A 20,264-nucleotide genomic window follows, 5' to 3' on the forward strand; every position below is an offset into this window, starting at 1 on the left:
CTAGGCCGTCGTTGAAGGGCCAAGCAGCTGTTGTATCGCGTCTTCGACCGCCCGGAGATCAATCACACTTCGCTTTGAGAACAGCACATTGCTGAGCGCCTCCCGCTCTTCTCGAGAGGCTCGGGTACAGCAGGTCAAAAGACGGATCATTGAGACACAGGGCGGTTTGGTGAAATAGGCGATGACATTGTCAAACGACCGAGCTTGTTCGCGATCCTCGGCGAGGTCGGAGGTCGACATGATCACCGTGGGGAACATCTCAAGATCGAGGGTCGGCGAGTCCTCGATTGCGCGGAGGAAATCAAAGCCGGACATGCCCGGCATATTGATATCCAGAAAGATCAACTCAGGCCGTTCGCCGCTATCCAACACCTCAAGAGCACTTTGGGCGAAGGAGAAATTAACGGCACGCTCAACCGCAGCTGACCGCTGAAAGACCCGTTCGTACATTAAGATATCGAGTTCATCATCGTCGATGACGAAGACCGTCGATAGGGGCGCGACGGGGAAGGTTTCCTGCGGCGCCAACGCATAGGGACGGTGCTCTGTGATCTCAGCCGACGACACAGGGGCGAGCGCAGGACGAGAGGGAACCGGCGCGCTCGCCTGCAAAAACACCGTTTCGAGCACCATTTGGTCCTCGGCATGGTCAATCGAGACCGTCACCTGACGGGTCGCGGCGGCGGTGTTTTTTCTTTTCTGATTTCGTACCGGCTCGACCACGTTCCCGCCCACCTTAGACAGCTGTCACAATGACTTAGCGAGAGAATGCTTGTGGACGGTTAAGTAGTCGTACGATCAGAAAAAATTCGCTCAACCTCTGTCAACCATAGCGCCCAGGAGGCGCGCGCACCGCGACAGAGACCGCGATAGAGCAAGACGGGCCGCGCCCTCCCGCGAGGGGCGCTCGCGTTATGTCGCCCCCATCGTCGACATCGTCTCAGCGCGGCCGACGACCATATGATGGACCTCATCGGGACCGTCCGCAAAGCGCAAGGTACGCGCCGCTGCGTACATCCCGGCCAGGGGGGTCCAGTCGGACACCCCCGTCCCGCCATGGAGTTGAATGGCCTCGTCCAAAATCCGGCATACGGTTTCCGGGACCATCGCTTTCGCCATGGAAATCCACACCCGCGCCTCTCGATTGCCTTGCACATCCATGGCCCTGGCCGCTTTCAGGACGATGAGCCGCATGGCTTCGATATCGATGCGCGCGCGGGAGACGATTTCGAGGTTCTTCCCCAGTTTGATCAGGGGCTTTCCAAAGGCTTCCCGAGTCACCCCGCGCCGCACCATCAATTCGAGCGCCTTTTCGGCCTGACCGATGGCCCGCATGCAGTGGTGGATACGGCCGGGGCCCAAACGAAGCTGGGAGATCTCAAACCCCCGCCCCTCACCGAGCAACATGTTCTCTTTTGGGACACGTACATCCTTGAGCCTGATATGCATGTGGCCATGGGGGGCGTCGTCGTGACCAAAGACGGTCATTGGCCCGACGATCTCGAGGCCGCCTGCCTCCATTGGCACCAGGATCTGGCTCTGCTGCTGGTGGGGGGGCGCCTCCGGGGAGGTTTTGACCATGCAGATCATGACTTTACACCGAGGATCGCCGGCCCCCGAGATCCAGTATTTCTCGCCATTGATGACCCACTCATCGCCGTCCAGCTCCGCCCGCGTCGAAATATTGCGTGCATCGGAGGAGGCCTGGCCGGGCTCGGTCATCCCAAAGCAGGAACGGATTTTCCCCTCAAGCAGGGGGGTCAACCACTGCGCTTTTTGCTCAGCTGTCCCGACCCGCTCCAGCACTTCCATATTGCCGGTGTCCGGCGCCGAACAATTCATGGTCTCTGAGGCGAGGAAATTCTTGCCAAGCTCGATGGCGATATAGGCGTAATCGAGATTGGAGAGCCCCTCCCCCGTCGCCGCATCGGGCAGGAAGAAATTCCACAGGCCGCGGGCTTTGGCTTCGTCCTTCGCCCCCTCCAAAAGGGCGAGCTGCTCGTCCGTATAGGCCCAGCGGTCTGGCCTATTTTGTCCTGCTTTTTCAAAAGCTTCCGACATGGGATCGACGATTTCACCGATAAAGCTCTTGACCTTCTCCAGCAGCGGCAAGGCCGCTTCGGACATACGCAGATCGTGCATGTCATCGCGGGCGGAAAAGCTGTAGAGGGAGGGGGTGTCGGTCATTTTGGGCGTCTCCAGCAGTGGTGAGGGATCGGGAGAGGTGATCTCTTCTTCTAACTCTTCTTGGGATATGTCGGCGACCCTCGCCAGTTGGCGTCAACTTCGCAATAGTCCGAGGAGCCTAGGCCTTGGCAGGGCCTTGTGGCTATGTCAGGCTGTATTAGCGCGCGTTATAATGGCCGCATCAGACGGTCATTGAACAGAATGAATGAAAGGGAGTCCCATGGACGGTAGTGCATTTCCGAGCCCACAAGAGCCCGGCGGCGGGCGGCCCGAAGGCGATGAAGGCCAATATGATGTGGTGATTGTCGGGGCGGGGATTTCCGGCATTAATGCCGCCTATCGTCTGACCGAATCCGATCCGACCCTGACCTACAAAATCTTCGAGGGGCGGGAGCGTCTGGGCGGCACCTGGGACCTGTTCAAATATCCCGGCATTCGCTGCGACAGTGAGATGTCCACCCTCGCCTTTCCCTTCCGCCCGTGGGAGGAGAAATCGCTGATTGGATCGGGATATGAGATCCGTGATTATCTCGAGGACACGGCGCGGGAAAACGGGATTTATCCGCGCATCGAGTTTCAGACATATGTCAAAAGCGCGGCCTGGTCGTCCGAGGAAAATCTCTGGACCGTAAAGATCGTCAACGCGGCGGGAACCGAACGCACCGTCAAGGGGCGCTATATCTATCTCGGGACCGGCTATTACGATTATGGCAGCGGCTATACCCCAGACTTCCCGGGCCTTGAGTCCTTCGGCGGACAGATGATCCATCCCCAGCACTGGCCGGAGGATCTGCCGCTGAAAGACAAAAAGGCCGTCATCATCGGCAGCGGCGCCACCGCCATCACCCTGGTCCCCGCCATGGCGGACGAGGGCGCAGAGGTGACGATGCTGCAACGCTCCCCCACCTATGTGATCGCGATGCCGAGTTCCGCGGCCCCGGCCCGTGCCCTTCGCGCGGTGTTCGGCCGCAATCTTGGTAACAAGATTGAGCGCTGGCGGAGCCATTTCCTCGGCGATACCTTTTACAAGGCCTCCAAGGCGTTTCCGGGGCTGATCCGGAACATCCTTCAGCGTCGGGCCCAATCCCTTTTGGGTAAAAATGTTTCGGTCGACCCGCATTTCACGCCGAAATACAATCCTTGGGATCAACGGCTTTGCCTCGACCCGGACGCGAAATTGTTCAAAACCCTTCGCAAGGGCAAGGCAAAGGTGGTCACCGACCATATTGAGCGGTTCGACGAGACCGGCATTCAGCTCAAATCGGGTGACCATCTTGATGCAGATATCGTCGTCAGCGCCACCGGCCTCAATGTGAAAATGTTCGGGGATATCGACCTGTCCGTGGATGGGCGCCCCATCGATCCGGCCGATCACTTCGTTTACCGGGGGATGATGCTGGATGGTGTGCCGAACTTCTTCCTGGCCATCGGCTATGTAAATGCCTCCTGGACCTTGAAGGTGGATCTGACCGCCCAGCTGGCGGCATCGGTCATCGGGCGGGCCAAGGCCGGCGGCCACCAACGTGTTGCCGCCATTCCATTGAGCGATATGGGGAAAGAATCGCCACTGCTCGACCTCACCTCCGGGTATGTCCAGCGGGCGCTTGAGCGTCTGCCGCGACAAGGGGCGGAAGAGCCCTGGGTTGTCCATCAGGACTTCAAGAAAGATATCAAGTCTACCCGCGAAGGCATGAAGGGAGACGAAGCCGTCAAATTCGATCCGAGCCCCGATCAGCTAAAGCCTTTTCAACCTCGGACACCTTCAGCCACCGCCCCCGAACTCCAGGCGGCGGAGTAACACACTTCTCCTAGGGGATCATTCGATCCTCCCGACTTGCCGCCCGGCGCACCGCGCCGGGCGGTTTTTTGTATCCGCCAGCCCCATATTCCTGGGCGCACCGCCCAGGGCTAAAACGACCTCAACGACAAAAAAGGTCCGCCAAGAGATCATCTCTCAGCGGACCAGTGGGGGGAGGAAGTATCAGTCTTTAGGACGAACGCGCCGCCTATTATTCTGCGGCGTAGGCCAACGCCTCAGGCAAGGGCGAGAGGCGAAGTTCAGGTGCGACGACTTCGCCCTCCTTCATCATCTCTGCATCCTCACTGTAATTGAAGGTCATCTCCCATGGGAAGGCATCCCCCTGTCGGGGCATCTTGTCGATCGCCCGCCGAACATATCCAGCACCAAAATCGAGGAGCGGCCGCAACTCCATGGGACGATCGGGCAATTCCGGGGTACACACCGCCATCCCCCGACGATCCATCTCCGCGAACAGGCGGCAAAGATATTCGCAAAGAAGGCCAACCTTAAGCGTCCAGGAGGATTGGGTATAGCCGAGCGCCATCACGAAATTCGGGATTCCGTTATACATCATCCCCTTAAAGACGACCCGCTGCGACCAATCGATTTCTTCACCGTCCACGGTGTAGGTCACGCCCCCCAGAAGTTTGATATTCAATCCGGTGGCGGTCACGATGATATCGGCCTCGACTGTCTCACCCGAACTCATCTCGATCCCTTTTTCAGTAAACCGAGCGATCGTTCCCGTGACGATTGAGCATTCCCCTTTTCTCAATGATTTGTAGAGGTCGCCGTCAGGAACGGCACAGAGACGCTGATCCCACGGATCATAAGGGGGGTTGAAATGCGTATCCACGGGATAGTGGCTTGGCAGATAGACCTTGTTCACAAGGCGGATGAATTGACGCATCATGCGCGGAAAACGTCGGCTTGCCCCCCAAAGAAGTTTCTGCCGGAGAATATTTTTCGCCCGCATCAACCGGTGGAGCGTATTCTTCGAGACAAAGGGCCTGAATAGATACTGCCAGGGATCGACTTGCGGCACAGGCAACACATAGGTGGGCGTCCGCTGAACCTGGATCACATGAGCGGCTTTTTCGGCAAGGGAGGGAAGGAGTGTCACCGCCGTTGCCCCCGAGCCGATCACCGCGATCCGTTTGCCGCTATAGTCGAGATCTTCGGGCCAATGCTGGGGATGAATGATCTCGCCTTTATAGGCGTCTTCATTGGGGAAGGAAGGCCGATAGCCCTTGTCGTAGTCGTAATATCCGGTCCCTGAGAATATCCACCGTCCGAAAACATCGCTTTGCTCGCCGGTCTTTGTATTCTCGACACGGACGGTCCACAGAGCTTGTTGGGAGTCCCAGGAACAGGACAGGATCTTGGTATGGAATTGAATATGGTCCTTGACGTCAAATTCCTTGGCGGTGTCGTCGAGATAATCCTTGATCTCGTCGCCCCGGGCGATCGACCGTTTGCGGTCCCACGGCTTGAACTCATAGCTGAATGTATAAAGGTCGCTGTCCGAGCGGATGCCGGGATATTTGAAGAGGTCCCAGGTGCCGCCAAGATCGTGCCGCATCTCTAGGATGGTCCAGGTCTTTTCGGGACTTTTCTGCCGAAGCGTGGCGGCACAGCCGATCCCTGAGACACCGGCCCCAAAAATCAGCACGTCATAGATTTGTTTCTTATGAATGGGGGTAACTGACATTTTTCTTTCCTCCTGCCCTTTGATTACCTCGCCCCTTCGGACAGAGTGAGTGGCAAAATGCCCAGATTGACGACGAAAGAGACGCAAAATGCCCATCACTCCCGATCGTCTCGCCTATTTGATGCGGGAAGCGGCCACGCGGGCCCGGCTGAACCCTGATAAGAGCCTGAAAATGATCGACGATGCGGTCCTCAACGCCATCGACCAAACGCAAGACCCCCTGCTGGTTGCCCAAATTCGTCTCGCCAACAGGCTGAACATGGATTACTGGCTCAACCGGGCATTTCAGGCGCCGGAAAAAATCCCCGAGCCCAATCTCTCTCCGGAGATCCTTCGCTCGGTCCACGAAAACGCCCGGGTGGGTCTAGGGGAAACGGCCCTCGAAGCGTTCAGAGCCGGCCAGAACGCGGCCTTCATGATTTGGATGGAGGTCGTCTTTGAGCTGACTGACGATCCCGAGGAATTGAAGGCCGTTCTCGACCATTCCTTGCGGTCGATCTCGTCCTTTGTGGAAGAAACCGCGCGGGCAATTCGCATTGAGAATGCCAAAGGCCTCGAAGACGCAGCCCAAGGGTCCCCTGCCCAACGGCGGGTCCTGGTCGAGCGGCTATTGGAGGGCGAAACGTTCGATGCCCCCCTGGCCGCGCGCCGTCTTGGCTATCGCCTAGACCAACGTCATCAGGCGGTCATCTTTTGGATTGACCGGATGGAGGGAGATCCGGACATCCTTGCGGATTTCGCCACCAGGCTGACCACACTGACCCCGGGGAAATCCATTCTTCGGATCGACGAGGACAAATCGCGGTTGTGGCTCTGGTTCACCGACAAGATCGACAGCAAGATGTTGGCCTCTCTCCGGCCCGAGACGGTCTATGTGGCGATCGGACCTGTCCTGTCCGGGGTGGAGGGGTTTCGGCGCAGCCACCTTGATGCGCGAACCGCCGAGCGCCTTATTGCCGAGGGCCCAGGTGACCGGCGAATAGCCACTTATGAAGACACCCGACTCGCCGCGCTCATGGGGACGAATTCGGCCCTGCGGGATCAGTTTCTTGAGGAAGTCCTCGGGCCTCTTTCAACGGCTCCCCCCCATTTCGCCCAATCCCTGAGGGCCTATTTTCTTCATGGTGAGAATGTCAGCCGTACCGCAGAGGCCCTCGCCATTCATCGGAATACCTTGATGCGCCATTTGGAAGGGGCCGAGGATTTGCTTCCCCGCCCCCTCTCCGAAGCGCGGATTGAAGTGGCAGCAGCCCTAGAGGCGCTCCATTGGCGACGCCGCGACGGATCCGCCGCGGCGTGAGCTGTTGGGAAAGCGCGCGGCCCGGGACAGGAACCGATATCGGCGGCTTTTTCATATGAGCCGGAGCGCCCGTAAGATCGGGGCCGGCCATTCATTGGAAGTATGGTGGGCGTACCAAGGATCGAACTTGGGACATCTACCGTGTGAAGGTAGCGCTCTACCGCTGAGCTATACGCCCTGAGCGTGGGGTAATAGGCGACGCAGCGCGGCGCCGCAACGGCAAAGGATCATTGCTCGATCGGATTTTCGGCCAAGGGCGACTTAGGCCGCGGCGAGCATCCGATCGACTTCGTTCACCAAATCTCTGAGATGGAAGGGCTTGGACAGCACCTTTGCCTCGGCGGGGGCCTTGTTGGCCGGGTTCAGGGCCACGGCCGCAAAACCGGTGATGAACATGATCTTCATATCAGGATCAATGTCGGTGGCCCGACGGGCCAGTTCGATCCCGTCCATGATCGGCATGACGATATCTGTCAGCAAAAGGTCGAATTCGCGCACCTGCAACTCGTTCAGCGCATCGTCCCCTTGCGCGGCGTCGACAACGATATGACCAGCCTTTTCAAGGGCTTTCTTCAGGAAGCCCCGCATGCTGTCATCATCTTCCGCCAAGAGAATGGCCGCCATACCGTCGCCCCTTAGAAAATCTTCGCCACTTCATAGCGGAAACGCCGTTAAGGTGACCTTACTTTAGATCATTCTAGCGGAGTAGCCCATCGCAAAAATTTCGGCGGCGCCAACGCTGATCGATTAAGGGAGACGGCATGGTTGCGAAAATCGTAAAGCCCTCATTTCCAGGCCATGCCATTGCGATTCCCGATCTATGGTCGGCCCCTTTCGTTTTCGCTTCTCCCCATTCGGGCCGTCACTATCCCCAACGGTTTCTCTCCATGAGCGCGCTTGATCTGCGTGACCTACGCCGCTCCGAAGACGCCTATGTCGACCTTTTATTGCCAAAGGCGTCCGACACAGGGGTGCCGGTCCTCACGGCGCGATTCCCCCGCGCCTTTGTCGACGTTAATCGATCGCCGCGGGAAATTGATCCGACGGTATTTACCAGCCCGCCCTATGACGATCTCGACACTCAATCCCCCCGGGTGGCGGCGGGTTTTGGCCTGATCCCCAGCCGCGCGGCGACGGGCGCGGATATCTACACGCGCCTCCTGCCAGCCCAGGAGGGACGGTCACGCATGGACCGATGCTACACCCCCTACCATAACGCGTTGAGCGAATTGCTTGGCCTGTGTCGTCACCGCTTCGGCCACGCGATCCTTGTCGATTGGCACTCCATGCCGTCCATGACCCTTGGACGGGAGCATCTACCCGACGTCATTCTCGGGGATCTGCACGGCCAGGCCTGTACTGCGGATCTGCGCGATGTTTGGGAGCAAGGGTTCCAAAGCTTTGGGTTCTCGGTGGGCCGCAATCTGCCCTATGCCGGGGGGTATGTGACCCGCCGCTATGGTCGCCCCGCCGAGGGGATCGAGGCGATCCAGATCGAGATCAATCGTCGCCTTTATCTCGATGAGGAGCGGACGACCCGTAACGCCTCCCGCCATCGCGCGCTACAGGCCCGCTTGGCCGCCGTGATCAGTACGGTGATCGGGGCCTATGAAACCCCCCTCCAATGGGCCGCGGAATAGGATCTTTCGTCCCCGACGGCGCTTTTCTCATTTAACCCCATTGATCCACGAAGAATACTAGTAAAGAGTAAATGCCTGGGGGAGGCTCTATTCCGTGAATTCACGACATTATTTGAGAGAAATAAAATCAATCATCGATGAAGTTTGTGGTGAAGCCACTTTGCATGTGTGCATTGAAGCTTCGCATCCTTCCACCTTAGGACGACCATCTGACCAGCTCGTTGAACTCTTAATGAGTGAAAATTTCGGCAGCACCAATGGGATGAAAGTACATTTCATTCCAGATCGTCTCTCTGTGCCCCCACTTGAAGGCCATATTCTTTCCATAGGCGGACCACGCTCTAATGTTATTTCTCGTATCGCGATGGAGTATGAAGTCAATTTTCTAAATGAAACACCATTTTATCGGCGCTACACAGGTGCTCGCTTTGACCTCGATTACATACATACAACAAGAAGAGATTACGAGGGACGACTTCTTTCAGATGTATCTACGTTAGACGATACTGCAATTTGGTCTGCCTCCCGAAAAGTGGTCCGGTTGATGTGTTAGACTTGGCTCCATGGAAGGAGCTGAGGAATGGGACGGAAGAGACGAACGGCCGAGGAGATCATCGGTCATTTGCGAGAGGTCGAGGTGCGCCTGGCGAAGGGCGAGACCATCGGGATTGCCTGCCGGGCGATCGGTGTGACCGAGCAGACGTACTATAGGTGGCGACGGGAGTATGGCGGTCTGAAGGTCGATCAGGCGAAGCGGCTTAAAGAGCTTGAGAAAGAGAACCAACGCCTACGGAAGGCTGTGTCGGATCTCACGCTGGACAAGCTCATTCTTTCTGAGGCCGCAAAGGGAAACTTCTGAGCCCCGACCGCCGTCGGAAATGCGTCGATCACGTCACGAAGGAGCATGGCGTCTCAGAGCGCCGTGCCTGCGAGGTGGTGGGTCAGCACCGTTCGACCCAGAGGAAGCGTCCTTCGGGCCGTCCTGGCGAGAAGGCGCTGACCGGTGCCATCATTCAGCTAGCTGAGCAGTATGGCCGCTATGGCTATCGCCGGGTGACTGCATTGCTCCGGCGCGACGGATGGCACGTGAACCAGAAGCGGGTCTATCGCATCTGGCGGCGGGAGGGGCTTAAAGTACCGCAGAAACAACCGAAACGCGGGCGCCTATGGCTGAACGATGGGTCGTGCGTGCGGCTTCGGCCGGAGCGCCCGAACCACGTCTGGAGCTACGACTTCGTCCAGGACCGGACCCATGATGGAAGGGTCTATCGGATGCTCTGCATCATCGACGAGTTCACGAGAGAGTGCCTCTCGATTCGCGTCGAGCGAAGGCTCAACTCGCAAAACGTGCTCGAAGAGCTCTCTCAGCTGTTCCTCATCCACGGGCCACCGGAGAACATTCGCTCCGACAACGGACCAGAGTTCATCGCTACGGCTGTCCGGGGATGGCTCGGCAGGCTGGGCGTGACGACACTGTATATCGAGCCTGGCTCACCATGGGAGAACGGCTATTGCGAGAGCTTCAACTCGAAACTCAGGGACGAGTTCCTGGACCGGGAAATCGTCTATACACTGAAGGAAGCGAAGGCCCTCATCGAGTGGTGGAGGCGCCACTACAATCAGCTGCGGCCACACTCATCGCTGGGGTACAACCCGCCCGCACCGAAGACCATCTTGCCCGCGGGGCTCCCGCCGCCTTACTATGAAGGTGCGGCGGCATGAGCCCCGCTAACCTGCCAGGTCTAACGCTACCGTTGGACCACCTCGTGGGGTCAGGCCAGCCCATTACTATTTTGATAAGATACGAGCATTCAATTCTAAATTTGATGACGGTAATTCATCTAGAGGCATAAATTTATTCAGCGTTGCACGAACGATCAATTGTGGAACAAAATCTCTACCTTCTCTATCCGCCTCCCTAGATATCCCAGGTATGTCAAAAATTAACGACTTTGTTATTTATGACAATTTTGTTGAAACAGTGTTGCCAAATGTTTTTTCTGACAATTTCAATAATAATGTTTTGATAATACTTGCAGGATTGAGAGATTTGGGAACATTAACTTCGGTTCTACAAATATCTGAGTTTCAATATTACTCGCAACTACGCCAACATTTGATAAAATGGCATTCAGAAAATCGCCAAACCGCCATTCAGCGCGCATGGAGCGTGATTCGCCCGCTGAGCAATTTATTTATTGATTCAAATGTGAAACATTCACTTCGTGATAGTGGTCATTTTGACGAAGGTAATTTCACTGATGATGATCCGATCATCGATGACAATAATGTATTAGACGCACTTAGTAAGCGCAGTAAATACAGAGAGATAAACAAGAGATCAGTCAAATATTATGTATCCCCTCACCCCCACCCGAACGCATCCACTTCGCCGGTAAAACACAAAGTAAAGAAGTATAATCAGGCTGAAAAAAACAAAGAATTCCACAAAGAATTAAAAGATCAATACTACACTAATGCTGCTAGCAATAATATATCTGTAAAAATTGATGTCATCAATCATCAACAGATCTTAGACGCAATGTCCGTTCAACGTGATGATTTGCTTAGAAGACATGATATTTACGCGCTGGGCTGTTTCGAAAAAAAGAAAACTGTTTATACACAGCAGGCCCGCGCACTTACTTTAATTCACGCCCTTTTTAAGGCTGGTAAAATTGCGAAGGGAACGAAAATTGGAATTGTGGGAGGGGGTATTAGCGGGATCGCTGCTGCGATAGCCGCCAAAAAGGTTGGCGCGCGCGTGGTCGTGGTTGAAAAAGAGGAAAATCTCATTCCTATACAGCGGGACTGCTCACATCGCTACCTCCATCCACATGCATATGACTGGCCCGCAGCTTGGTGTAATGAAAATAATTCTGGTCTTCCGATTGACGAATTGAACTGGGAAGCAGGCACGGCCAAAGAAGTCACCGAAACACTCGAAGATAAATTCAAGAAATTTGTAAATAAGTCCAACGAAACGGGCGATTTAAAAGAAATCACATTCTATACGTGCTGGCCAGCACGAATGCTGCTGTTCGATCGCGTCAATAAAAAACACGTTCTGTCAAAACGAGCATTTGATCGTGATGGAGAAAACTGGCGGCTTTTCGAAAGGGACCCTAGTTGGTCTGGTGTGGTAGACGAATGCACTCCAATAAGTGACGAATTTCGTGCCGAAAGAGAGCAATGGAAATCTGCTGCCAGTAAGCTTATCCGTAGAATTCGGCATGGCGATATCTCGCTACCCCCGCCATATCTCTCCCCGAAAGGAAGAAATGGTATAAACGGGCAAACTCCCATATTTTGGAATGGACAAGAACATTTCACCTTTAAAGGAAAAGAAATATCCGCAAAGGCATTTCCCGATGATGATATCAATCCTGATTTTATTGTAGATTGTGATATACTTATATTTGCGACTGGTTTTGGCATTGAGGACCCACGAGATTCCATCTTAAATGATCTTAAAAATCATTTCGGTCACAAAAAAGAATTTGACGAAATAGTTGAAAAAAGAATCAATAAACTTCCATTAAAAAATAATGGATATTGGGAAAAAGACCGCATCAATGAAGAAAAGAGTCTTACTAATACAATTCATGAGACGGACATAAAAGAAAATACACACGACAAACCGCCAAAGCTGTATGTTGTTTCTGGCAGCGGAGACGGTGCGTTAATAGATATACTAAGATTGCTTATCTTAGATTTTACGGGCCCTGAGTACCATCGAGATTTATTAGACAAGCTCAACGCTTTACTCTTTCCGAGACAAGCTGTTGGAGTGTGGCTGAGTCAAAAAGATGTGCTTGTTTACGCTGAAGCCCTGAGGCGTCTTTTTAACTCAGATGATTTCAAGCGTACTGAAGGGGAGACGGATAGACTTAGCATGATAGGGCGAACGATGGCAGGGTTTGATATAGACGCATTCCTTGATCATTTCAGCATCAATTTAGCAGACGCAGAAGTTTATAATGTTTCAATTGACCCCCAACCATTCTGGACCCCTGCATCGGTAGCGCACCGATTACTCGTCTGGTGCTTGCACAAAAAAGGGCGCGTGAGATTCGTTAGGGGGCGTGTCATCAGATATGCTGACAAACGAAGCGCTATCCAGCGAACTGTCACTGGCAAATGGCGAGATGTTGGTAACAGCGCTATCGTCGCGAGACATGGGGTCGCACGACAATCAGAAGCTTTTTTGAGAATCCAAGGCGTCTTGATCAATACGACGAGAACGCCTGGTGAAGTCGCCGCCGACGGGCGCCGATTGGTGTCTCTGCTGAGATTATCGGATCGCCTCCATCCTGAAACCGAAAAGTTCTTCCGGCACACAATCAAGCATCTGAGGTGAGGCACAATCCACGCGTGGACAGGTCTTCGCTAGCGGTCACCAGCGGCAAGGACAAAAAAAAGGCCGCGGCAGCGCCGCGGCCAGTTGTAGGGAGGAAACGCCCAAAAAATTGGGCAAGCGGCCTAGCCGCAGACCTGATCTAGACAATGTAATGATCGGGTTCAATAGGTTTTTGCACTGGCGAATAAAATGCAGCTTTATCCCGCTCCTGCCGGCACAAATCGAATCAAATGCCAATACGCACCAATTTGTTGCAGGGTTTAGCTCTTTGTGCCTTTGTCGATGAGGCCGACTCACCGGGCGAAGGCAGAGCGTTGCAGAGCGTAGCGGCGACCGAGACCCAAAGCCTTCGCGCCCCTCCCCTTTCGCCCAATAGGCGCTTCACAATTGTCTCCGGCCGGGCACCCTCATATGTGGTCGCTATGACAGATCAAGAAAACATGCCCCAGGGCCGATCCCATCGCATCAAAGATCTCGGGGGGCGGGTCCGCAGTTTGACCCGCGCCCGGCAAAAATTCGAAATGCCCAATGCCGAGTCGCCGAACCCCCAATCTGGCCTGAAGATCGTCATCGCCACCGATGCGTGGAAACCGCAACTCAATGGGGTTGTCACGACCCTTGATACGCTGGGGCGGATTTTGACCAAATTCGGGAATGAGGTCCTCTACATCACGCCTCAGGATTTCAAGTCGATCCCCATGCCGACCTATTCGGAAATCAGGCTTTCGCTGTTTCCGAATCGCAAGGTCGCCTCCATGCTCAATAAGTTCAAACCCGACGCCATTCATATCGCGACGGAAGGCCCCATCGGTCGGGCGACGCGGCGTTTTTGCCGCCGGCGGAAATATCCCTACACCACGAGCTTTCACACCCGCTTTGCGGAATATGCCCATGAGCGGACCGGGTTCCCCATCAGTTGGGGATACGCGCTGCTCAAGGATTTTCACAAACACGGCGAAGCGATGATGGTGGCCACCCCCGGCCTGATCGAAGAATTGTCGGGTCGCGGCTTCGAGAATATGCGGCTGTGGGAACGCGGGGTCGATACCGACCAGTTCCGGCCACTCGACAGCGACGTGCTCAAGGACCTCCCCCGTCCCATCTTCACCTATGTCGGCCGGATCGCCGTCGAGAAGACCCTTGAGGATTTCCTGGACCTCGATCTTCCCGGCTCGAAGGTTATTGTCGGCGCCGGCCCCCAGGAAGCGGAGTTACGACAAAAATATCCGGCGGTGCATTTCGTCGGCAAACATTTCGGCGACGATCTGGTGAAATATTATTCCGCCAGCGATGTGTTCGTCTTCCCCTCTCGGACCGATACTTTCGGCCTCGTCAATGTGGAGGCGCTCGCCTGCGGCGTGCCGGTGGCCTCCTATCCCGTGAGGGGGCCGCTCGAAATCCTGGCTGACGCCCCCCCCGGTTGCGGCTGTCTCGATGAGGACCTGAAGACCGCCTGTATGACCGCACTTGAGACCCGAGATCCCGAGGCGTGCCGGGCCCATGCCTTGACATTCAGTTGGGATGCCGCCGCCCGTCAGTTCATTGCCAATCTCGAAATTCCGGGGTTCGATGATCAATTCTGGCTGCGCTCCGCCAAGATGATCGAAGATCCCATCCTGCCCACGTGAGTATTGCGGCCCTGGTCGCCCCACCGCAGCGACCGGAGCCACTGGGCAGGGAAACAGAAGCCCTGTAACGACAATTTCTGTCAGTGCGCGTCCGGAGGTCAGCCATGTCGTCAGGCCCGAATTCCCCATCCAATATCCATATCGCCCTCGATGTGATGGGCGGCGATGCCGGACCGGACGTCATGCTCCAGGGGCTGCGCCAAGCGCGAGAGACGGGCTTTGACGCCGAGGTTACGCTGCATGGGCGACAGGCCGATATTGAGGCCGCCCTGGAGGCGGCGAACATTACCGACCGCGTCCCGGCGATCGCGCCCGCGGAGGATGTGGTCACGATGGAGGACAAGCCGACCGATGCCCTGCGTCGGCGCCGGGGCTCCTCGATGTGGCAAGCCATCGCGCAGGTGAAAGAGGGGAACGCCAAGGCCGTCGTCTCCTCCGGCAATACCGGCGCCCTGATGGCCATGTCGGTCCTGCAATTGCGCAAGATCGAAGGGATTGACCGGCCCGCCATCGGCGCGTTGTGGCCCACGGTGTCGAGCCGCTGCGTGGTGCTCGATGTCGGGGCGAATGTCGAAGTCAGCGCCAATCAGCTCGTGCAATTCGCGATTATGGGCGAAGCCTATGCGCGGGCCTTGTTCGGGCATGACCGCCCTTCGGTCGGGCTGCTCAATGTCGGCGCCGAGGAACTCAAAGGTCATGGCCTGATCCAGACCGCCGCCAAGATCCTTCGCGAAGCCGACCCGGAAATGGCTTTTATCGGTTTCGTCGAAGGGAATGACATTTCCAAAGGCGTGGCGGACGTTGTCGTCACCGACGGGTTCAGCGGCAATATCGCCCTCAAAACCGCCGAAGGGACGGCCAGAATGGTCGGCGGCTGGGTGAAAGATACCCTGACGGCAAATCTCCGGGCCAAAATGGGGGCGGCGTTGATGATGGGCGCCCTCAAGGATCTCAAGCAAAAAATGAACCCGTCACGGGCCAACGGCGCCCCCCTTCTTGGGGTCAATGGCCTCGTCATCAAAAGCCATGGAGGCGCGGATGCCGATGGCGTGGCGGCGGCGCTGATGACCGCCTTGGCTCTCGCCAAACATCCCTATCTTGAGGAAATTCAACGGACTGTGGCGAAGGTCAATCGTCGGGTGGAGAGCGGCGCGGTGGCCGACCTCGATGGCCATGATCTGGCAAAGGCAGCGCAATGACGGCAGCACTTCCCTTCAGGCCCCTTTATAGGGGCTGCGGCGCCGCCCTGCCCGACAGGATCCTGACCAATGCCGAGCTGAGCACCCGGGTCGAAACCAGTGACGAGTGGATCCGCAGCCGAACGGGCATTCAGGAACGGCGCCTTGCGGGACCGGAGGAGACAACCGCCGATCTGGCGGAACGCGCCGCGCAAAAGGCCCTCTCCGATGCGGGGATGTCGGCGGATGATATCGACCTTCTCGTGCTGGCCACCGCCACGCCGGATCTCACCTTTCCCTCCACCGCAACGATCGTCCAGGGGCGGCTGGGGATGACCAAGGGGGCCGCGTTCGATGTCCACGCGGTTTGTACGGGCTTTGTCTATGCCCTCGCGACCGCCTCGAATTTCTTGAGTTGCGGCCAGCATCGGCGCGCCCTCGTCATCGGTGCCGAGACGTTCTCTCGCCTTCTTGATTGGACCGACCGGACAACTTGTGTCCTGTTCGGAGACGGGGCCGGCGCCATGGTCCTTGAGGCCGTGCCGACCGAGACGGCGGGCGATCGCGGCGTGCTGTCAACTTATCTTTGTTCGGATGGTCGGTTGACCGACCTGCTCTACGTCGACGGCGGGCCGTCACGCACCGGGACCGTCGGTCATTTACGGATGCAGGGCAACAAAGTGTTCAAAGCCGCCGTCATTCGCATCGCCGACGCCATGGCCAAGGCGGCCGAACGCGCCGATATCCCCTTAACTGAGATTGACTGGTTTGTCCCGCATCAAGCCAATGAGCGGATTATCGGCGGTGTCGTAGACAGACTAAACCTTGACCGGAATCGCGTTGTCTCAACGATTGCCCGTCATGGGAATACTTCAGCTGCGTCGATCCCCCTTGCCTTTGAAACAGCGCGACGCGACGGGCGTCTCAAAGACGGCGATCTCGTGGCGATCGAGGGGATGGGCGGCGGCTTGACTTGGGGGGCAGGATTGATGCGATTGTAGAGGTGAAATTATTGCGCCTTTCTCATCGCAATTTCATACAAACTCCTTTAGGTTTCGACCGTTGGGCTCCGGAGAATAAAGACGGAAGATGACCAAGACACATACACGCGCCGATCTTTGCGACACTGTTTACGAGAATGTTGGGTTGTCCAGACAAGAATGTGGCGAACTGATTGAGTCGGTACTTGAGAAGATCGCTCAGCACCTTGAAGAAGGCGAGCAAGTCAAACTGAGCTCCTTTGGCACGTTTCAAATCCGCGAAAAGAATGAGCGGATTGGACGTAACCCTAAAACGGGTGAACAGGTCGCCATTACACCCCGTCGTGTCCTGACCTTCCGCGCCTCCCATGTGCTGAAAGACCGCGTGGACGATGGCCATAAGGGTGGCCACAAAGGCAGTCACAAGAATGGCGGGCAGGCGGAGTGACAAAGGCCCCAGATGCCTTTCGAACGATCTCTGAGGCGTCAGAGGAACTCGGCCTCGCTCAACATGTCCTGCGTCATTGGGAAGACATGTTCGGAGCCATTCGCCCTATGCGACGGGCGGGCGGGCGTCGGTTCTATCGACCGCAGGACCTCCACCTTATCTACGGGGTCAAAATCTTGATCCACGAAAAAGGATTCACGACCAAGGGCGTCCAGCGTATTTTTGCCGAAAAAGGCGCGTCCCACATCACCGATATCGGCAAGCGCGCGCTTGAGGGGGCGCCCGAATCTGCGGCCACGACGCCAGAGACGGTCAGCCTCTCCCATGAAAGCCTTACCCTGGTTCTGAACCGCGTGCGGTCCGCCCGACACGCCCTGTCCACTATGCGACGGGGCGCCGAGAGAGAGAGCTCAGACGCGACCGCTTTGCCGACGAACACCGCTTGAAGAGCCCCCTGTCTTTGGGCTAGAGGGGCGGTCTCGCTTTAGCGAGGCTCGTGATGTCGGAGTGTAGCGCAGCCTGGTAGCGCACTTTACTGGGGGTGAAGGGGTCGTCGGTTCAAATCCGGCCACTCCGACCACGGCGAGCCAACAATTCCAGTAACGAACCCAGTAACTAACGATGGGCGCACGCCGGGCCCATAAAAGCTGCTGGCCAGAAAGGTGCGGGCCAGAAAGCTGCGGGCCAGAAAGCTGCGGGCCCGTAAACGGTGTTCCGGGTCAAAATCGGCTCACCATTCTCAATCTCGCACGGCAAAAGCCATCCCGGCTGGGCAGCACAGCCCCCTTAGACGTTCTCTGCGACCTTCACGCTAGAAGACCTGACAAGCGGGGCCCCTCCTGAATTTATCGGTCGAGGATCTCGGGCCAATTCGCATCGGCGGTCTCGATCAACCCCGCGCGATCCCGATCCCACAAGGCCTGCACCCCCTCGTCGTAATTGAGATAGAGCTTGCCCCCGACGATCGCCCAATATCTGGGGTCGCCTTTCGACAAGGATCCCTGGGCGACGGCCCAGGCGCAATAGCCGCCATATTGCGGCACATACGCCTCCGGGTCGGCGGAAAACCGTTCGAGGTTTTCTTGATTGGCGAAGCGGAATGCCGCCCCGCGATAGGTGCGGCTGATCTGGCGATCTCCCCGCTGCGGCGTCCCGTCGAAATAGCTGACTGGGTCATAGCCCCCCACAGCCACATTGCTGAGGCGACCGGTGAAGAAGGGGGAGGATTGGGCGGCCGCGACACCGAAGCAAAGCACACATAGCGCGGTGAGCGCGGCAATCAGGTGTCTGGGCATCCCTGTCCCTCCGAATGACGTTACCTCTTTATTCGCGCCGCGGGAGGGAAAGGTTTCGATCCCTCCGCTATTCGTTCGCGCCCCAGCGATTGAGGAGGGGATAGCGTCGATCGCGGCCAAAATTTCGGACCGTTATCTTCGGTCCCGGCGGCGCTTGGCGGCGCTTATACTCCGAAAGCAGGAGAAGGCGGCGAACTTTTGTCACAAGAGCGGGGTCGTGGCCACGCGCGGCCACGGCTTTTGGCGAGAGATCCTCCTCCACGAGCCCGGAGAGAATATCGTCAAGAATATCGTAAGCCGGCAGGGACTGGTCGTCCCGCTGGTCGGCCCGAAGCTCCGCCGAGGGGGGTTTGGTAATGATCCGCTCAGGAATAACCTCTCCCCGCGGACCGAGACCGCCCGATGGATGGTTGGCATTGCGCCAGCGGGCAAGGCGGAAGACAACGGATTTATAGACGTCCTTGAGCGGATTATAGGCGCCATTCATATCGCCGTAGAGCGTCGCATAACCGGTGGCCATTTCGGACTTGTTGCCGGTTGAGAGAAGGAGACACCCGAACTTATTGGAAAGCGCCATCAGCGCGGTCCCGCGGATCCGGGATTGCAGGTTTTCCTCCGTCACATCGGCGGATCTCCCCGCGAACAGGGGCGCCAAACTGTCCGTGAAGACCGCGATCATGGGCTCAATCTCAACCCGGTCCAACGTCACCCCCAGGGCCTTTGCGCAGGCCGCGGCATCGTCGAGGCTCTCGGTACTGGTATAGCGGGAGGGGAGCATGACGCAGCGGACATTGTCCGGCCCCAGGGCATCGACGGCGATGGCGGCCACCATGGCGCTGTCGATACCGCCTGAGAGACCGAGCACCACAGAGGAGAACCCACTCTTCCGCACATAGTCACGGGTTCCCGTCACCAGCGCCGGATAGATCAGCGGCTCCTCAACGGGCCAGTCCTCCGATGGCCCCGTTTCGAAGCGGAGGTGCCCCGCCTCATCCCGCCGCCATACCGTCCGCGTGATCCCTCGCGCGAACAGGGGACCACGATAGACCCCCTCATCCCGATCGACGGCGAACGCCCCCCCATCGAACACAAGCTCATCCTGGCCCCCCACCTGATTGGTGAAGACCAAGGGACGCCCGGTTTCCCGCACCCGCGCCTTAGCGTGGAAGAGACGCTCCGCATGGGCCGTCAATCGGAAAGGGGAGCCATGGGGCGCAACGAAGATTTCCGCCCCCCTCTCCGCCAGATCCGCCGCCGGGGTCGGGTACCACATATCCTCACACGTCATCAGCCCCAGCCTGACGCCGGCCACAATCCCAAGGTCGGGGATGGCGGTCGACGCGGAGAAGGTCCGCGGCTCGTCAAACACTCCGTATTCGGGCAAATATCTTTTATAGGCGACGGTCTGGACCTTGCCATCGGCCAGCAGGACCGACGCATTATAGGGTTTCCGCTGGCGCCCTTCCGCCGGCCATGGCGTGCCGACGACCAGCGCTGGTCCATCCGCCGTCACCTGTGCCAGGGCGTCGACCGCTTCGCGGCACCTGATCGCATAGGGCGCGTGCAGCACCAAATCTTCGGGCGGATAGCCTGAGACGCAGAGCTCGGAACACACCACGAGGTCGCAATCGGTGGCCTCTTTATGGGCGGCCTTGATCCGCTCGATATTGCCGGCGACATCCCCGACCGTCGGGTTCAGGACAGCAAGCGCAATCGATAATCGCCCTGTGGTCACA

Annotated in this window: 17 protein-coding genes and 2 tRNA genes; 12 read left to right on the forward strand and 7 right to left on the reverse strand. The window is 57.2% G+C overall.

Annotated elements, in window-relative coordinates; genetic code table 11:
- Both PB2503_RS13625 and PB2503_RS00770 read right to left on the reverse strand, forming a co-directional pair.
- A complete protein-coding gene (locus tag PB2503_RS13625; RefSeq protein WP_013299306.1) occupies positions 1-723 on the reverse strand; it encodes a response regulator in 723 nt (240 codons plus the stop codon).
- Positions 724-912: 189 nt separating this feature from the next.
- Positions 913-2,187, reverse strand: coding sequence for an acyl-CoA dehydrogenase family protein (locus PB2503_RS00770; RefSeq protein WP_013299307.1), 1,275 nt, complete (start codon positions 2,185-2,187; stop codon positions 913-915).
- A 220-nt stretch (positions 2,188-2,407) separates the two neighbouring features.
- Here PB2503_RS00770 and PB2503_RS00775 point away from each other — a divergent pair, with 220 nt between their 5' ends.
- On the forward strand, positions 2,408-3,985 hold the full coding sequence (locus tag PB2503_RS00775; RefSeq protein WP_013299308.1) for a flavin-containing monooxygenase: 1,578 nt from the start codon (positions 2,408-2,410) through the stop codon (positions 3,983-3,985).
- 211 nt (positions 3,986-4,196) lie between these two features.
- On the opposite strand, the gene PB2503_RS00780 is transcribed toward PB2503_RS00775, so the two are convergent.
- Positions 4,197-5,699, reverse strand: a complete 1,503-nt coding sequence (locus PB2503_RS00780) for a flavin-containing monooxygenase (protein ID WP_013299309.1) — start codon at positions 5,697-5,699, stop codon at positions 4,197-4,199.
- Between the two features lie 88 nt (positions 5,700-5,787).
- Here PB2503_RS00780 and PB2503_RS00785 point away from each other — a divergent pair, with 88 nt between their 5' ends.
- Positions 5,788-6,999, forward strand: coding sequence for a PucR family transcriptional regulator (locus tag PB2503_RS00785; protein WP_013299310.1), 1,212 nt, complete (start codon positions 5,788-5,790; stop codon positions 6,997-6,999).
- 103 nt (positions 7,000-7,102) lie between these two features.
- Here PB2503_RS00785 and PB2503_RS00790 read toward each other — a convergent pair.
- Positions 7,103-7,177: transfer RNA gene (locus PB2503_RS00790), tRNA-Val, on the reverse strand.
- 83 nt (positions 7,178-7,260) lie between these two features.
- Positions 7,261-7,623 (reverse strand): cell cycle two-component system response regulator CpdR, encoded by a 363-nt coding sequence (gene cpdR, locus PB2503_RS00795; RefSeq protein ID WP_013299311.1) that lies wholly within the window; start codon positions 7,621-7,623, stop codon positions 7,261-7,263.
- A 137-nt stretch (positions 7,624-7,760) separates the two neighbouring features.
- Between cpdR and PB2503_RS00800 the strand changes: the two genes are divergently transcribed.
- The 10 genes from PB2503_RS00800 to PB2503_RS00845 all read left to right on the forward strand — a co-directional run bounded on the left by PB2503_RS00800 (position 7,761) and on the right by PB2503_RS00845 (position 17,813).
- On the forward strand, positions 7,761-8,639 hold the full coding sequence (locus tag PB2503_RS00800) for an N-formylglutamate amidohydrolase (RefSeq protein WP_013299312.1): 879 nt from the start codon (positions 7,761-7,763) through the stop codon (positions 8,637-8,639).
- Between the two features lie 94 nt (positions 8,640-8,733).
- On the forward strand, positions 8,734-9,192 hold the full coding sequence (locus PB2503_RS14465; RefSeq protein ID WP_148235141.1) for a hypothetical protein: 459 nt from the start codon (positions 8,734-8,736) through the stop codon (positions 9,190-9,192).
- 27 nt (positions 9,193-9,219) lie between these two features.
- Positions 9,220-10,361, forward strand: a protein-coding gene (locus PB2503_RS00810) for an IS3 family transposase (RefSeq protein WP_148235142.1) whose coding sequence is annotated in 2 segments (ribosomal slippage) — positions 9,220-9,484 and positions 9,484-10,361 — 1,143 coding nt in all. Because the reading frame shifts where the segments join, the coding sequence is not laid out codon by codon here.
- A gap of 211 nt (positions 10,362-10,572) precedes the next feature.
- Entirely contained in the window at positions 10,573-12,999 is a 2,427-nt protein-coding gene (locus PB2503_RS00815; protein WP_148235143.1) for an NAD(P)-binding protein, read from the forward strand.
- Between the two features lie 422 nt (positions 13,000-13,421).
- On the forward strand, positions 13,422-14,627 hold the full coding sequence (locus PB2503_RS00820; protein WP_013299315.1) for a glycosyltransferase family 4 protein: 1,206 nt from the start codon (positions 13,422-13,424) through the stop codon (positions 14,625-14,627).
- Positions 14,628-14,731: 104 nt separating this feature from the next.
- Positions 14,732-15,826: a phosphate acyltransferase PlsX gene (gene plsX, locus PB2503_RS00825; RefSeq protein WP_013299316.1), complete on the forward strand. Its 1,095-nt coding sequence runs from the start codon at positions 14,732-14,734 to the stop codon at positions 15,824-15,826.
- Complete coding sequence (locus tag PB2503_RS00830) at positions 15,823-16,806, forward strand: beta-ketoacyl-ACP synthase III (RefSeq protein WP_013299317.1); 984 nt, start codon at positions 15,823-15,825, stop codon at positions 16,804-16,806. Before plsX ends, PB2503_RS00830 begins: the two co-directional genes overlap by 4 nt.
- 88 nt (positions 16,807-16,894) lie before the next feature.
- Positions 16,895-17,233 carry an integration host factor subunit alpha gene (locus PB2503_RS00835; RefSeq protein WP_013299318.1) on the forward strand — a complete coding sequence of 113 codons (339 nt, stop codon included), beginning with the start codon at positions 16,895-16,897 and terminating at the stop codon, positions 17,231-17,233.
- Positions 17,230-17,679, forward strand: coding sequence for a MerR family transcriptional regulator (locus PB2503_RS13630; RefSeq protein ID WP_013299319.1), 450 nt, complete (start codon positions 17,230-17,232; stop codon positions 17,677-17,679). Before PB2503_RS00835 ends, PB2503_RS13630 begins: the two co-directional genes overlap by 4 nt.
- Before the next feature lie 57 nt (positions 17,680-17,736).
- Positions 17,737-17,813, forward strand: a tRNA-Pro gene (locus PB2503_RS00845).
- A 265-nt stretch (positions 17,814-18,078) separates the two neighbouring features.
- Here PB2503_RS00845 and PB2503_RS00850 read toward each other — a convergent pair.
- Together PB2503_RS00850 and PB2503_RS00855 are read right to left on the reverse strand one after the other, a co-directional pair.
- Positions 18,079-18,528 carry a YHS domain-containing (seleno)protein gene (locus PB2503_RS00850; protein WP_013299320.1) on the reverse strand — a complete coding sequence of 150 codons (450 nt, stop codon included), beginning with the start codon at positions 18,526-18,528 and terminating at the stop codon, positions 18,079-18,081.
- A 67-nt stretch (positions 18,529-18,595) separates the two neighbouring features.
- Positions 18,596-20,263 (reverse strand): NAD+ synthase, encoded by a 1,668-nt coding sequence (locus PB2503_RS00855; RefSeq protein ID WP_013299321.1) that lies wholly within the window; start codon positions 20,261-20,263, stop codon positions 18,596-18,598.
- Between the last annotated feature and the right edge of the window lies 1 nt (position 20,264).

The organism is Parvularcula bermudensis HTCC2503 (assembly GCF_000152825.2).
GTDB classification, from domain to species: domain Bacteria; phylum Pseudomonadota; class Alphaproteobacteria; order Caulobacterales; family Parvularculaceae; genus Parvularcula; species Parvularcula bermudensis.

What these genes read in the sequence shown, in the direction of transcription:
- plsX (WP_013299316.1), top strand. Translation starts at nt 14,732, where the DNA reads ATGTCGTCAGGCCCGAATTCCCCATCCAATATCCATATCGCCCTCGAT.
- PB2503_RS00850 (WP_013299320.1), bottom strand. Translation starts at nt 18,528, where the DNA reads ATGCCCAGACACCTGATTGCCGCGCTCACCGCGCTATGTGTGCTTTGC.
- PB2503_RS00815 (WP_148235143.1), top strand. Translation starts at nt 10,573, where the DNA reads ATGTCAAAAATTAACGACTTTGTTATTTATGACAATTTTGTTGAAACA.
- PB2503_RS00775 (WP_013299308.1), top strand. Translation starts at nt 2,408, where the DNA reads ATGGACGGTAGTGCATTTCCGAGCCCACAAGAGCCCGGCGGCGGGCGG.
- cpdR (WP_013299311.1), bottom strand. Translation starts at nt 7,623, where the DNA reads ATGGCGGCCATTCTCTTGGCGGAAGATGATGACAGCATGCGGGGCTTC.
- PB2503_RS00835 (WP_013299318.1), top strand. Translation starts at nt 16,895, where the DNA reads ATGACCAAGACACATACACGCGCCGATCTTTGCGACACTGTTTACGAG.
- PB2503_RS00770 (WP_013299307.1), bottom strand. Translation starts at nt 2,187, where the DNA reads ATGACCGACACCCCCTCCCTCTACAGCTTTTCCGCCCGCGATGACATG.
- PB2503_RS00785 (WP_013299310.1), top strand. Translation starts at nt 5,788, where the DNA reads ATGCCCATCACTCCCGATCGTCTCGCCTATTTGATGCGGGAAGCGGCC.
- PB2503_RS00830 (WP_013299317.1), top strand. Translation starts at nt 15,823, where the DNA reads ATGACGGCAGCACTTCCCTTCAGGCCCCTTTATAGGGGCTGCGGCGCC.
- PB2503_RS00800 (WP_013299312.1), top strand. Translation starts at nt 7,761, where the DNA reads ATGGTTGCGAAAATCGTAAAGCCCTCATTTCCAGGCCATGCCATTGCG.
- PB2503_RS00780 (WP_013299309.1), bottom strand. Translation starts at nt 5,699, where the DNA reads ATGTCAGTTACCCCCATTCATAAGAAACAAATCTATGACGTGCTGATT.
- PB2503_RS00820 (WP_013299315.1), top strand. Translation starts at nt 13,422, where the DNA reads ATGACAGATCAAGAAAACATGCCCCAGGGCCGATCCCATCGCATCAAA.